The organism is Okeania sp. SIO1H4 (assembly GCF_010672695.1).
GTDB lineage: Bacteria > Cyanobacteriota > Cyanobacteriia > Cyanobacteriales > Microcoleaceae > Okeania > Okeania hirsuta.
Genome location: NZ_JAAHGB010000114.1, coordinates 1 through 14,443, shown reverse-complemented (window position 1 = coordinate 14,443; position 14,443 = coordinate 1). Strand labels below are relative to the sequence as shown.

10 protein-coding genes and 3 pseudogenes are annotated in these 14,443 nt (G+C 39.2%); 5 read left to right on the top strand and 8 right to left on the bottom strand.

The window, feature by feature from the left end; all coding sequences use genetic code 11:
- Positions 1-125: 125 nt before the first annotated feature.
- Positions 126-386 (bottom strand): annotated as a pseudogene (locus tag F6K06_RS31915) (histidine triad nucleotide-binding protein); the annotation flags it as partial.
- A 48-nt stretch (positions 387-434) separates the two neighbouring features.
- Between F6K06_RS31915 and F6K06_RS31910 the strand changes: the two are divergent.
- From F6K06_RS31910 to F6K06_RS31900, 3 genes are all read left to right on the top strand, one after another.
- Entirely contained in the window at positions 435-1,964 is a 1,530-nt protein-coding gene (locus F6K06_RS31910) for a YifB family Mg chelatase-like AAA ATPase (protein ID WP_124145602.1), read from the top strand.
- 1,113 nt (positions 1,965-3,077) lie between these two features.
- Entirely contained in the window at positions 3,078-4,982 is a 1,905-nt protein-coding gene (locus F6K06_RS31905) for a sodium:proton antiporter (protein ID WP_124145603.1), read from the top strand.
- A gap of 638 nt (positions 4,983-5,620) precedes the next feature.
- A complete protein-coding gene (locus F6K06_RS31900) occupies positions 5,621-7,060 on the top strand; it encodes a tetratricopeptide repeat protein (protein ID WP_287244818.1) in 1,440 nt (479 codons plus the stop codon).
- A 129-nt stretch (positions 7,061-7,189) separates the two neighbouring features.
- Here the strand turns inward: F6K06_RS31900 and F6K06_RS34675 are convergent, their stop codons facing one another.
- From F6K06_RS34675 to F6K06_RS31880, 4 genes and pseudogenes are all read right to left on the bottom strand, one after another.
- Positions 7,190-7,420 (bottom strand): hypothetical protein, encoded by a 231-nt coding sequence (locus tag F6K06_RS34675; protein ID WP_205127409.1) that lies wholly within the window; start codon positions 7,418-7,420, stop codon positions 7,190-7,192.
- Positions 7,421-7,613: 193 nt separating this feature from the next.
- Positions 7,614-7,859, bottom strand: coding sequence for a DUF4926 domain-containing protein (locus F6K06_RS31885; RefSeq protein ID WP_124145605.1), 246 nt, complete (start codon positions 7,857-7,859; stop codon positions 7,614-7,616).
- Between the two features lie 17 nt (positions 7,860-7,876).
- Positions 7,877-8,206, bottom strand: coding sequence for a DUF6883 domain-containing protein (locus tag F6K06_RS34425; RefSeq protein ID WP_353734923.1), 330 nt, complete (start codon positions 8,204-8,206; stop codon positions 7,877-7,879).
- A 13-nt stretch (positions 8,207-8,219) separates the two neighbouring features.
- A pseudogene (locus F6K06_RS31880) lies at positions 8,220-8,566 on the bottom strand (beta-ketoacyl-ACP synthase); the annotation flags it as partial.
- 746 nt (positions 8,567-9,312) lie between these two features.
- Between F6K06_RS31880 and F6K06_RS31875 the strand changes: the two are divergent.
- Complete coding sequence (locus tag F6K06_RS31875; protein WP_205127685.1) at positions 9,313-10,062, top strand: hypothetical protein; 750 nt, start codon at positions 9,313-9,315, stop codon at positions 10,060-10,062.
- Positions 10,063-10,771: 709 nt separating this feature from the next.
- On the opposite strand, the gene F6K06_RS31870 is transcribed toward F6K06_RS31875, so the two are convergent.
- From F6K06_RS31870 to F6K06_RS31860, 3 genes are all read right to left on the bottom strand, one after another.
- On the bottom strand, positions 10,772-11,923 hold the full coding sequence (locus tag F6K06_RS31870; RefSeq protein WP_287244821.1) for a beta-ketoacyl-ACP synthase: 1,152 nt from the start codon (positions 11,921-11,923) through the stop codon (positions 10,772-10,774).
- Between the two features lie 7 nt (positions 11,924-11,930).
- Positions 11,931-12,683 carry a peptidylprolyl isomerase gene (locus F6K06_RS31865; protein ID WP_124147547.1) on the bottom strand — a complete coding sequence of 251 codons (753 nt, stop codon included), beginning with the start codon at positions 12,681-12,683 and terminating at the stop codon, positions 11,931-11,933.
- Between the two features lie 367 nt (positions 12,684-13,050).
- Positions 13,051-13,614: a photosystem I assembly protein Ycf4 gene (locus tag F6K06_RS31860; RefSeq protein WP_124147546.1), complete on the bottom strand. Its 564-nt coding sequence runs from the start codon at positions 13,612-13,614 to the stop codon at positions 13,051-13,053.
- A gap of 702 nt (positions 13,615-14,316) precedes the next feature.
- Between F6K06_RS31860 and F6K06_RS31855 the strand changes: the two are divergent.
- Positions 14,317-14,443 (top strand): annotated as a pseudogene (locus F6K06_RS31855) (photosystem II D2 protein (photosystem q(a) protein)); the annotation flags it as partial.

Sequence of the window (14,443 nt, the reverse complement as noted above, 5' to 3'; positions counted from 1 at the left end):
CAAGGCGGATGGAATTTCACCACCAAGGTAATAAGAGTTATTCACAAGTCGAGGTTGTCCTCATGTGGTGACTTGGAACGGCCATTTATACCCAGTTTCCTGGTTTAGTGGCCAACGAGTCACACAATCACTACACGATAGCCATTTTCAAGTCCTGCTTGTTGAGCAACCCGCTTGGCAGTCAGCAATAAATGTCCCATCAAACTATGGTCTTCAGGTGAAGCATCGGCTAACTTGGGAATAGGCTTTTTCGGAATCACGAGGATATGAACGGGAGCTTGAGGATTAATATCTTTGAAGGCGAGGGCCATGTCATCCTCATAAACAATGTCCGCCGGAATCTCGCGCCGGATAATTTTACTGAAAAGAGTGTCTTGCTGGGTCATTTATCTATATTCAAACAACTTACTATATAAATTAAAGAATAAAGGAATATGTTAGCTAGAGTCTGGAGTGCATCAATAATTGGCATTGAGGCCATCAAAGTGGGTGTGGAAGTCGATGTATCGGGGGGACTGCCAAAAATTGTCGTTGTGGGATTGCCAGATGCAGCAGTTCAAGAATCAAAGGAAAGAGTCAAAGCTACTCTCAAAAATTGCGGTTATGCCTTCCCTATGCGGAAAATTCTGGTTAATCTCACCCCCGGAGATTTACGCAAGGAAGGCCCCAGTTTTGACTTACCTATTAGTATCGGAATTTTGGCTGCCTCGGAACAAGTGAATGCAGACTTACTCGGAGACCATCTATTTTTGGGAGAAGTTTCCCTTGATGGTACATTACGACCAGTAGCTGGAATTTTACCCATTGCTGCAGCAGCAGAAAAAATGGGAATTAGCGGGTTAGTTGTGCCTGCTGCTAATGCAAAGGAGGCGGCGGTAGTTAAGGGGTTATCGGTTTATGGATTTGACAATATATTTGATGTCACTGATTTTTTGAATAATCCCACTAACTTTTCTCCTGTAGAAGTAGATATTGCTGAGATTTTGGCAAAACAACAATTTTCTGGTTTAGATTTGAAAGAAGTTAAAGGACAAAATCATGCCCGTCGTGCTTTGGAAATAGCTGCTGCTGGGGGGCATAATTTGATTTTTGTCGGTCCTCCTGGCAGTGGGAAAACTATGTTGGCGCGACGTTTACCGGGAATTTTGCCTCCGTTGAATTTTGAGGAGGCATTGGAAGTGACTCAAATTTATTCTGTGGCGGGGTTGTTGAAAGATAGGGGGAGTTTGGTGAGCGATCGCCCGTTTCGTAGTCCCCACCATTCTGCTTCTGGGCCTTCTTTGGTGGGTGGAGGGAGTTTTCCGCGACCGGGGGAAATTTCTTTATCTCACCGAGGGGTATTATTTTTGGATGAGTTAACGGAGTTTAACCGCAATGTTTTGGAATATTTGCGTCAACCGTTGGAAGATGGGGTGGTGACAATATCGCGCACCCGAATGTCGGTGGAATTTCCGGCTCAGTTTACTTTGGTTGCTAGTACAAACCCTTGTCCGTGCGGTTATTATGGAGATCCTATTCAACAATGTACTTGTTCGCCACGGCAACGGGAGCAATATTGGGGAAAACTTTCGGGTCCGTTGATGGATAGGATAGATTTGCAGGTGATAGTTAGTCGGTTGAAACCGGAGGAAATTACAAGGCAGGACACTGGGGAAGGGTCGGTTGATGTGAGGGAGAGGGTAAAATTAGCACGCGATCGCGCTCGGTATCGGTTTCAGGATGAGGTTGGTTTAAGTTGTAATGCTCAGATGCAGAGTCGTCATTTTCGCAAGTGGTGTAAGTTGGATGATAGCAGTCGGGGTTTATTGGAAGGAGCGATCAGGAAATTGGGGTTGTCAGCGAGGGCGAGCGATCGAATTTTGAAGGTGGCGAGGACTATTGCCGATTTAGCGGGGGATGAGGAGTTGAAACCTGCTTATGTAGCTGAGGCAATTCAGTATCGGACAATTGATAGAATGCAGTAGCTTTGTAGGTTAGCTTGAGGAACATTAGCGGAGCTTATCCGGAGGATAAACCCAACAGATTAGGTTTTTGGTTTTTGTTCCCAGTTAACCCAACCTGTATTATACTCTTTACCCCCTACCTTACCCTATTATTGACATCCTCCCGACGTTACGCTAAGGGGACAACGAGGGACTCCTAAGCATAACGCTCTTAGGGTTTTCTGTTTCCTCTTACCTCTTCCGGAGGAGCTGCGCTAACAGAGAAGCTACGCTAACATAGCACTTGCCTCTGAGGTCGAGCCTCTTTTCGGTCTTAAGGTCGCTCCACAGTACATCGCCAATCCGACGGCTGCCCTAGAAACTGCTAGCCCAGCAGACTTAATTTAATTACAACAGCACACGCTTTGGAAAAACCGCAACATTGATTGGTTTTTCTATAGGACACTTCCACCCTCAGGTGAGCGCGGGTATTCAACCAACGTTGAGATCAAGCTCTTATCTAAATCCGGATTTAGTATTTAGAAGGATTTTTTATTTTGATAAAAAATCGCATACAATTATATTTTTTGTCAAAATAACCTAATCTAAAGGAATTTCTAGTTAAGCTCAAAACCTGATAATACCAAATCCGGGTATAAAAGGAGGCTTGTCCTATTCACAAATCCTATGTATAACAAAGGCTACAACTTTTTAAAGTACCCTCTTGCTAAGGCGGATTTAGTATAACATCAGCCATGGTCTACATTTAGATAGATTATACTCTATTCGTAAAAGTCAAAAATAACCATAGTTGCACTATGGTTAAGAGTAGTTATAATACGAAAGAGATAAATCTGTTTCAAAAGAATTATGGGCAAATATTTAAATTAGGAGATGTACAGAAAAATTAATTAGGGAATAAAAAAATTAGAAGTTCGGTAATTCAATTGTTTTATTCAGATAATTCCTAAAACTTAACCTAACTTGAAATAAATAATCAATCCTTCTGAATAATAATTTCATCGCTATTTTTAAGAATAAAATACAGAAAAACTAACCAGCAAAAAAAATTAGAACAGATAATTTCACAATCAAAATCTGAAACCTAAGAAAAAAAGCTGGTAAGCCAGGGAATTTAAAGATAACACTTAACTTATGGAAATACCATTTGACATAACTCTGCTGATCATCCTGACTGTAATCAGTGGTATAGCAGCCCAAGTTCTGGCAGCCTACCTGAAAGTACCTGCGATAGTCTTTTTACTACTATTTGGTATTCTAGTAGGCAAAGATGTTTTGGGAGTGGTACATCCAAACCTACTGGGTAATGGTTTAGAAGTGGTAGTATCCTTATTTGTAGCCCTCATTCTCTTTGAGGGGGGCTTGAATTTGGAACTTAGAGAATTAGGAAAAGTTTCCGGTAGTATCCGCAACTTAGTAACCATAGGTACACTGGTAACCTTAATTGGTGGTGGCATGGCCGCTCACTGGTTAGGTGAGTTTCCCTGGCCGATCGCATTCCTTTATGCCTCGTTAGTAGTAGTTACAGGGCCAACCGTGGTAGGGCCATTGCTCAAACAGGTTTCAGTAGACCGACAAGTAGCGACCTTGTTGGAAGGAGAAGGAGTTCTCATCGATCCTGTAGGAGCAATTCTGGCCGTATTGGTATTGAACATAGTTTTAAATGAAGGCGCTGACCCTTTAGGATTATTTAGAGACCTAGTTGTGCGCTTAGGAATGGGGACTATCATTGGTGCAACAGGAGGCTGGATTTTAGGATTTACCCTCAAAAGAGCAAAGTTTCTGTCTGAAGAATTAGCAAATCTGGTAGTTTTGGCGGCTCTATGGGGAATGTTTGGTCTAGCAGAACAAGTCCGTAGTGAATCAGGATTGATGACCACAGTCGTAGCAGGAATTTTCGTTGGGGCAGCCGAAATACCAGAGTTACGATTATTAAGGCGGTTTAAAGGACAACTAACAATGTTGGCCGTTTCAGTGTTGTTTATTTTACTAGCAGCAGACCTATCCTTAGCAAGTATTGTTGCTCTAGGTTGGGGAAGTGTATTTACCGTTTTGAGTTTGATGTTCCTGGTTCGCCCTCTCAACGTCTTAATTTGTACTTGGAATAGTAAGCTTAATTGGCGACAAAAGATGTTTGTCAGTTGGGTTGCTCCTAGAGGAATAGTTTCGGCTTCAGTTTCTTCTTTGTTTGCTATCTTGTTAACTCAGAAAGGTATTAATGGTGGTGACTCTATTAAGGCTTTGGTGTTCTTGACAATTATTATGACTGTATTTAGTCAAGGGTTGACGGCTAGATTCGTGGCTCAATTTTTGGGAATTACTTCTAGTGCTGCTACTGGTGCTGTGATTGTGGGGTCAAATCCTCTGTCCCGATTGATTGGACGTATATTTAAGGATAGGGGTGAATCAGTGGTACTCATAGATACGGATGAGGAAGCTTGTCAGCAGGCACAGAAGGAAGGTTTGCAAGTATACAAAAGTAGTGCCTTTGATACTAATGTCCTAGAAGAGGCTGGTTTAGAATCAGTGGGAACTTTCTTAGCAATGACTAAGAATGAAGAAGTAAATTTAGTTTTGGCTCAAAGAGCAGCAGAAGAATTTAAGCCACCAAGAGTATTAGCTATTTATCCAAAAAGTCCCCAGCATAAAAGTCAAAATGGTAAAGAGAAGGTTCAACAACCATTTGCTTTAGAGTTAAATATCAAAAGTTGGAATAAATATCTTTCTGACAGAGAAGTGAAATTAGGGGAAACAGTCCTTAAGCAATTGGGATTTGAGTTCCAAAAGACTCACCTTAAGGCACTTATTGGAGCAAGGGAGTTAATGCCACTTTTGATTGAAAGGCAAGGAAGTCTTCAAGTATTATCTGCCACAGAAAATTGGCAACCAGGCGATCGGATTATTTATTTGCTACATGACCCTAAACCTAAGCTTCTCAAACGACTATCTGGAGCTCAGCAATCAAATTTAACTATAGAAAAATATCCAACTGTTGAAGAAGTACCTATCCCTTCTTCGGTTCTCGAATCTGAACTCTGATAGAACGGAGGAGTCAGGAGTCAGGAGTCAGGAATCAGGAGTCAGGAGGAAAAAAAAAGGAAAAGGAAGAGGAGAAGATAGTTTTTGATCGCTAATTAAACGGACATGATCAGGACTTACGCAAATTCACCTTGAAAACGTCATATGTAGGGACGCCATTCGGAGCTTTGCGTTAGCAAATGGCATTCGCCCTCACTCAATTTAGTGTCCGTGCGTAAGTCCTGATGATATAAGAAGTTAGTAGCACCTTCTAAAAATCTAGACAATCCTAGACACGCTCTTCATCGGTGACTAAGAGCGATTTTCCGGCTCACCTGTCCATAAGTCTACTGGCAAAGAAGGTTAATGTTCCGCTCAAACACATTGAGTTTAGGATTCCCTCTGGGGTTTTCGTCCTTATGAAAAGTCGAGTGCAAAACACTCCATAATTGTTACTAAAATCCTCTGGTCTTAGCAGACATATGCAATAATAACACAGATTAATGGCGTAAAAACATAGACCTTTTGTATATATTCCTTTTGTATATATTTGTCTAAGATAGTCTATGTTTTTAAGCTTTAGCAAACAACAGTAGTGCCTAATATTAAGGTCAATTGAAGTGAGTTGATATAACTAAATTTTCAAGTTAAAAATCAGGATGAGCTACTGTCTTAACTCTGAATGCCGAAAGCCATATAATCCTTCCGGTCATCGATTTTGTCACAGCTGCGGAGCTAAGTTACTTTTGGGCGATCGCTACCGTACTGTTAAGCCTATTGGTCAAGGTGGCTTTGGCAAAACATTCCTTGCTGTAGATGAGTATAAACCTTCCCGACCCCGTTGTGTAATTAAACAATTTTTTCCTCAAAATAGTGCCAATGCCGAAAAAGCTGCTGAGTTATTTGGTCGGGAGGCCGTCAGACTTGATGAGTTGGGTCAACATCCTCAAATCCCAGAATTAATGGCTCATTTTCAACAAGGTGAGCAACAATATCTCATCCAAGAATTTATTGATGGGCAAAATTTAGAGCAGGAATTGGTTGTTAATGGGGTTTTTACTGAAAATCAGATTCAGGAGTTACTTTGGGATTTGTTGCCTGTGTTGGAATTTGTCCACGAACGGCAGGTAATTCATCGCGATATTAAGCCAGAAAATATTATTCGGCGAAACTCAATTACGCTTCCTGATGGTAGAGGGGAAATTAAAGGCCAGTTGGTGTTGGTGGATTTTGGAGCTAGCAAGGTAATTACAGAATCTTCTCTTGGGCAAACTGGAACGATGATTGGTAGTGCGGGATATGTTGCTCCGGAACAGTTGGCGGGAAAGGCGGTTCCTGCTAGTGACCTTTATAATTTGGGGGTTACTTGTATATATTTGTTGACTCAAGTAGCGCCTTTTGAGTTGTTTGATGTTGTTGAGGGTAAGTGGGTTTGGCGACAATATTTACAGTCTAATATTAGTAAAGAATTGGGGATAATTATTGATAAGCTTTTGGCTCCAAACATTAATCAAAGGTATCAGTCTGTAGAAGATGTTTTAAAAGAATTAGAGTCGGTAAAATATCAGAAAAGTTTTGCCTCTTCAAAATCTCAAGCAGGAGGTAATAATCCTTCTTTGTTAACAAAAATGCTTGGGGGTATTCCACAAGTTATTAAAGGTCGAATTATGCAAGAATTTGGGAAAACTGAAGCAGCGATCGCTTCTTATGACCTTGCTATTTCTATTCGACCAAATAATTATGATGCTTGGTATAAGAAGGCTGAGGTTTGTCATCAGTTGAAACGTTATGAAGAGGCAATTTTTTGTTATCAAAAAACTGTGAAATTGCAGCCTAATCATTGGCAAGCATGGCGAAGTTTGGGGGTGTTATTTTATCAATTGCAAAGATATGAAAAGGCTGTGGAAAGTTATTTTAAGTCTTTGGATATTGAGGGGAATCAACCTATGGTTTGGTTATGGTTGAGTTTGGCAATTAAGAAGTCTGGAGATGAGCAAAAAGCACAGATGTGTTTGGAGAAGGCGCGGCAAAGTTTACCGAAAAGTCCGGTGGAAACTTCACAAATTTTGTGGCAGGCTTGGGAAAAATTAATTCAGTAAAGGGAAAGGTACGTTCAACAATAGAAAAAAGGGCTGTGTCTATGGCTTCGATGGTGGAAAAAAGGTTAAAGGGCGTAAGCGCCATATAGTTGTAGACTCTCAAGGACTATTAATAGGTGTTTGAGTAACTCAAGCAAATGCTTCTGAGAGATTGGGAGCTATAGTTGTGCTCAACGAAGCCAGAGATAAGTTGTCGCTCACTGGAAGTGATATGGGTAGATCAAGGATATTCTGGTAAAAATTTCGCCAAGGCAGTTCAGAAAGTTTGTGGAGAACGAGAACAGTTTTTGCTAAACCCAAAATAAAAAGTTCGCTAAGACAATTCACACAACCTGCATGAGAAGGACTAATAGGAGACATTTTCAGAATTTCTCCTCGGATTAGTTCTACTCTTCATTTTCAGTTAATATTCCTGCTTCCAGCATTTGATAATACTGGTCTACAGTAAATAGTCGTCGCAATAATTGTACAGACATTACTAACTCCTTGAGAATAATTAATTATATGAATTTATTGTACAAATATTATCAACTTCTTGTGTGCTACCTAAGCATTAAGCAACAACTTCTTCTACTAATTCATAATGTAATCGCATTATTTGATTACTTGGAATAGTTTCCATTGCATAAGTTGTTCCATCATTATCAGAAAAATCTACTTCAAAAACATTATTATCGTATTCCATAACAATTGTTCCTACTTGTCCTCTATACAGAATAATAGATTCTCCTGTTTCAAAATGAGTTGTTTGTCTATCCTCAGTTAATGCAACAATATCTAATTCTTGTAATTGAGTCATTAATCATACCTCACTTACTAACAGGATAACAATTTGTTAATCAGGGAAAGTCTTCTCCTGTACAAATTATCCAAGCAACTAAAATCAGAGATTCTCCTATATTCAGTCTGGAGAAAGAACTTCATATTATAGTGTGTACCATATTCATTGAGTTTACGAATAAAAACTGATTCATTGATAACAGCTCTTTTAATAGCACTTTTCAAAATTTCTACATTTCCTAAGGTTATTCCTAGCTTTTGTTGAAAAAAGGTAGCTTTATTTTTCCATTTTTGATGATGAAAATTAAGACAATAGCTTTCAATTTTATTATCTAATTCCGCTTTAATCCCATTGGGAAGTTTCATAATTAAAAACTCTTTAATTAGAGCAATTTATCCTGCCATATACTCTACCCAAAACTAAAGCAGCATTCTGACCCCCAAACCCAAAACTCAAATATAAAACATTTTCCACCTGAGACTAACGAGCATACCTAACCAAGTCTAAGTCAAATTCTGCCTCATTTAATCCTACACAGGGAGGTAAAATCTGATGTTCGATCGCCACAAACAAAATGCAGCACCCAATGCTCCAGATACTCCCAATGTGTTACCAGTCACTCCCCTTGTCGAACTAACTGCCACTCTGTGAGAAAAAATTTGCTCAATTAAATTAGCTTCGTGGCGATCGTTTAATTTAGTTGCCATTCCATGAGCATGAATATAGTGCTATCACATATCTTGTAAGGTGCGTTACGTTTCTAAAGCACTCTACTAGAACTCTCATCGATTACATCATTATCAATTCCAGATGAATGCTGGGAAAATATTAATTAATTTTTAGGCGTTGCATATTTGTGGGATGAATTGTATGCTTGGACAAAAAAGAAGTATGAAGTATTAAGGATGAGATTTACCTGTTCAAAAAAGATTCATCCCGCCTCTCAGCAGCGCTAATTTTTATATTACTAATAGTTATCATAACCCAGGCTTAATGTCAACCTATTTTTTAATTTGTGAAGATTAAATGAAGATGAATCTTCAGAATTTTTGAAAATCTACTATAAATTTTAATTATAAGTCCAACGTATTTCCGTCGTTAAACGGATTTAGTATATTTGAATCATTAATTAGCATCATTTTTTTCGATCAAAATTTAGTTGAAAATTAGAATTTTTGCACGCACTATATCCTTTTCAACAACACACTCTTTTTTGATATATGATTTAGATATTCTCTGCCTTATTATTTATTAATAATCGCCGTTTTTTAGTCTATGATTTAATGTTGTTTTTAAAATAAAATTTAATATCATTTATCTCGATTTCACTAGAATTTATGGGGATTAGAATAACTTATATCTTCATGTCTCTTTGATTTGATAAAGATTCAGTAAAGATGGTGATTTACTCTTGCTTTATTTTAATAGAATTCCCTATTCTTAATTCAGAACAAATTAATAGGAGTTTTCCATGAATAACTTACATAAAAGTCTGATAGCAAGCAGTGTAGTTGCTGTAGGTCTAAGCATTAGCGAAGCTTCTCATGCTATCACCTTGATCAAAAGCCAAGACTTTGCCGGACCTCGCCAAAATGTGCCTTCACTATTTTATGATCTAGGTGATGGCTTAGAATTGACAGTTACTGCTGGGGTTCACTCTGGTGGATCTCGTGCAGATGCTCCTTTAAATGTTATTCGCTCTGCTGACATCTCTCAAACAGATGGATTATTCTCTGGTATTGGTGTTCGTAGTAGATTTGCTGACTCATCTCAACTAGATGCTTCTGGTCCAAACGAATTTCTGCGTTTTACTTTTAATAAAAAAGTGACTCTATTATCCACTATCTTTGACGCTGCTAGTAATTTTGGTCTTGGAACAGACGAATTTGATCTTGGCATTGATGGTATTGACTTAGACATTAATGATACTTTCGGAACCGATAGGCTCCAGAATTTTCCTGGATTCGGTTTGACCCGCGAGGTAGATTTCAGTGGTGGTGTTGACTTTGATGGTGACGGAACCAATGCTCTATTCCCTGCCAAGGGTTTAGTGTTCGATTTCTATACTGACGATCGCAACGACGATTTTCTGATTAAAGAAATTAAGGTTGCTGTAGATGTGCCAGAAAGCACAAGTATCTTAAGTATTCTAGCTCTTGGTACTCTAGGTGCAGTTTCAACTCTCAAACGCAAACTGAAGCCTTCAAACTTCATCAAGTAAAAAACTAGAAAAAATGAAATGGTAGTGCATCAAGAAAGTGTGGGAATAATAAGATGATTATTGTTCCTAACGGGACTTGAGTAAAAAATGCCTTAAAAATAGTTTTAAACCCTTGCTATGTAATGCTTTAACGTCAAAATAATCTATTGATTGATCTATCTAGGTTTTCCTGCGGAATGCTACGCAAAGAGCCATTTTTAGCCAGATCAAGGAAAATACGTTGTTATCATTGAGTTTGAAGCCATTTTTAGCCTAAAAAATATTCAAGTCCCGCTAAATACTTTCAATCATCATGGAATCTCCTCTGTGTAGACATCAGAAAGCTCAGGTATCATGGAAAGACAAGTATTGGAAGTCAACGATATTATTGTCCTGAATGCCTACAAACTTTTCCTGCGGAATGCTGCGCAAACACCGATACTTTTGACAAGCTCTACTATCGTAGAAAAATTCAACCTGAACAAATGCCTATGGTTATAAAGGCTGATACAGTAGTTGAAGAGGCATTAGTCGAATAGTTAATCTGGCTGATAATACGGTAGTGAGTTGGGTGAGATATGTATCTGAAAAAGCACAAAAGATAGGCTTTTCATGGCACATAATTTGTCGGAAAAATCCTGAATTGAAAGAAAGCGAATATTTCAGCGAGAGTAGTAAAAGCGATCGCCCTTACTTCACAATTTTTTAGTTCTTCCTCAGATTGGAAAATTTAATTTCCTGAAGCTAAAACTAACACTGCATTCTGCCCCCCAAACCCAAAACTCAAACATAAAACATTTTTCACCTGAGACTGACGAGCATACCTAACCAAGTCTAAGTCAAATTCTGCCTCATTTAATCCTACACAGGGAGGTAAAATCTGATGTTCGATCGCCATCAAACAAAATGCAGCACCCAATGCTCCAGATGCTCCCAATGTATGACCCGTCGCTCCCTTTGTCGAACTAACTGCCACTCCCTGGGAAAAAATTTGCTCAATTAAATTAGCTTCGTGGCGATCATTTAACTGAGTTGCCGTTCCGTGAGCATGAACATAGTCAATATCTTCAGCAGACAAACCACTTCTTTCCAAACATTGAGCGATCGCTAACATTGCACTTTTTCCACTCAAATCTGGCGCATTACCATAAGTAGCATCATTTGTCAAACCAAAACCCCGAATTTGACCATAAATTTTAGCCGCTCTTTGCCGTGCAAATTCAGCCGACTCCAATACCAAAACAGCAGCTCCTTCCCCCAAAACTAACCCCTCCCGACTGCGGTCAAAAGGATAAGCACCTGTTTGAGCCAAAGCTCCCATTTTTCTAAATCCTGCTATACTCAGAGGTGTAATAGGAGATTCCACAGCACCCGCAATTACCTGTTGACATTGACCAGTTTCAATTAACTCTACGGCACGAGCGATCGCCCATATTCCCGTCGCACAAGCAGCCATTGGAGCAAGAACAGCGCCCTTTGTACCTATCTGACTCGCAGCAAAAATAGCAGGTTGATGGGGCAACAAATTAATAAATGAAGTGTCATCTTTTTCCAGATCGTTTTGCTGACCATCTCCAATAAGCTGCTTTTTTGCCAACTTTTCCAGCATTCCTTGATAGCCACGACTAGAACCGATGACTACACCACATTCATGTAGGGGCAGTGTTAAACCTGAAGATTTAACAGCAGTTTCTACGACTTCCTTAGTTAACTGAGTTAAATTAACAGGTTGAAAATTTATTAAACCCAAAGGTAGGGGAGGTAATTCTGCAAAAGGTTGATGTAACTTAATAGCAGACTTACCCTCCAAAAGTTTTTTCCAACTTTGATGGAGGTTCCCCAAAGCAGAAGTGAGACCGATACCCGTAACTACAACTTCCACAGTTAAGTTAAGATTCGTTGCTATTAGGTATGGTTAAATTTTCCAGACCTTCAACAACTTTCGCTGACTCAATGCGATCGCCAGCTTCAATATTATCGACAACTTCTTTCATCCCTTGTGTAACATAACCAAATACTGCATAGCTACCATTCAAAAATGGCAGGTCAGTTAAAGTAAAATAAAATTGGGATGAAGCAGAGTCAGGAAATTGAGAGCGAGCCATTGCTACAGCACCTCTTGTATGAGGCAAAACAGGTGACTCCGCAACACCAACTTCTTCTAAAGTGTTACTGTAAACTGGTTCTGAAGCATCTTGAGGTTTAATTTCCAGAGGAATGTAACGTTCGCTAGAGGTTGTGGGGTCTATAAAACCTCCTGTACCTAAATTATTTAAGGGGATATTGAGGTCTTTACTTTGAGGGTCGCCACCCTGAACCACAAAAGGTTGAGGTTTGCGCACTACTCGGTGAAATACTAACCCATCATAAACTCCTTTTTGAACTAAATCAATAAAGTTACCTGCTGTAATAGGTGCGTTAATGCCGTCTACTTCTATGGTAATAGGAGAGGAATTTACAGTCATTACTACTGTTGCTTTACCGTTTAGCTGAGGTAAACTGTTGTACTTAGCATCTAATGTTGTTTGACTTGATGGGGTCGAAACTTCTGTATTAGGAACAGAGGTGGCAGTACATCCTGTCACCAACAAAGTTACTACTATAATTAATGACAATAACCACTGGCTGATTTTTTTTTGCATTTTCACTCACAATTCAATGTTGATTTTTTGAGACTCTCATCGTTATAGCGCTGCGCGCAGGCAATAGGCAATAGGGGGAATAAATTGCCGATAATATAAGGTTTTAGCTATTGGGCAATTCCTGCAATTTGTACATAAGCCAGCGCACATTGCTATAAATTAAAAACTATAATGGGAGATTCTTGTTTGACTGACGTAACGCTACGGATTTCATGTGGATATTTTTAAATGTTCAAACTTAGTCAGGGATTACTTCTAACTTCTAACTTCTGACTTCTGAACTTCTACTATCACCCCTCCAAGCAGACATTTTTAAATGTTCAAACTCAGTCAGGGATTACTTCTAATTTCTAACTTCTGACTTCTACTAAAGACCTTCTAAAGGAACTTGAAGAAACTTAGCCAGTTGAGCCGCTTCATTTTCTAATTTTGACAAGGCCAATGGTTGACCGACACGGGTAAGAGGAATTTGCCTACTGTCTTTGAGACGAAGATATATAGCTCTACGGGGATTGAGACCTTCTTTAATATCTACCTTAATAGATTGCACATTTTCAGTAGGACAACTAAATTCTACTTTACGATTCTTACCAGGAAATCCCCAGCGAAAAATCATCACCTGGCCTTTTTCTTGGTTATACTCATTGTAGCCACCACCAATGTCCCAAATAATAGTTAACCACAAAAAAAGTCCATACAGTGTACCAAGCACACCATAAAATCCCATAGCTATTCCCTGGGGTAAAAAATTAAGTTGGCTAGGGTCGGCAACAAATAACAGATTAACTTTGAGATAACTAGATATCCCTGATAAGAGGAAACCAATACCTCCCATACTGACAATTACAGCCCAGAAGTAATTACTGAGACGACGAGACCCTATAATTTCCTTGCGCAGTAAGCGATCACCTATCAAAGTTTGAGTAGTCATAAACTTTCTATATTTACATACCATTCTCAATTTTAAAATTTTTTAGACCCAAAATAAATACAGAACCCTTATAGGACCTATTTAAAAATATAGGAGGAGTGTGGGGAGAGTCATTTGAGTTATCAGTTATCAGTACCTCTTGCAATAATGAGGCTTTACATCATCAGCTACGGTTTTTATACTACTTTTAATGTTACAATTTGACGTGCGGAATGTGGGTTTAATTGTGCAGATTTCCCTATCTCACCATCTCCCCATCTCCCCATCTCCCCATCATGTAGCGTTACTGCGTCAGTCCTGTTACATTTCCTCTAGATATTCACCCTTAGATTTACATATGAAAGATAAAGCGTGGATATGTGATGATAAAATAATTTTTACGTGGGCTAATATTCCACAAGGGTTCTATGCCATTTATTAAAATCTAAAGAAAATCTTAAATAAGTTTAAGGTATTGGGAAAGATAATTGCAAAATTTCTTAAATATATATATACTTATGTTAACTTGCTTAAGAAAGCAAACTTTTTAACAAAAACAGCGGGAAGTCCCGCGCTCTCCTGAAGGGGAACATAGAAAAAACAGGGGGAGGACATCACCTCTGTATAAACTGCAACTCCCCGTGCGGGTTGAAGAATTCCGCGTTGTCGCTCAAGGGCAACGTCGCGAGTATGTCAATAAAAGCAAGAGGATATAAAAGTAGTATGACTGTAGCAGTCGGACGCCCGCAGAGTCAAAGAGGACCATTTGATGTCCTGGATGACTGGCTGAAACGCGATCGCTTCGTATTTGTAGGCTGGTCTGGTATACTCTTGTTCCCATGTGCATTCC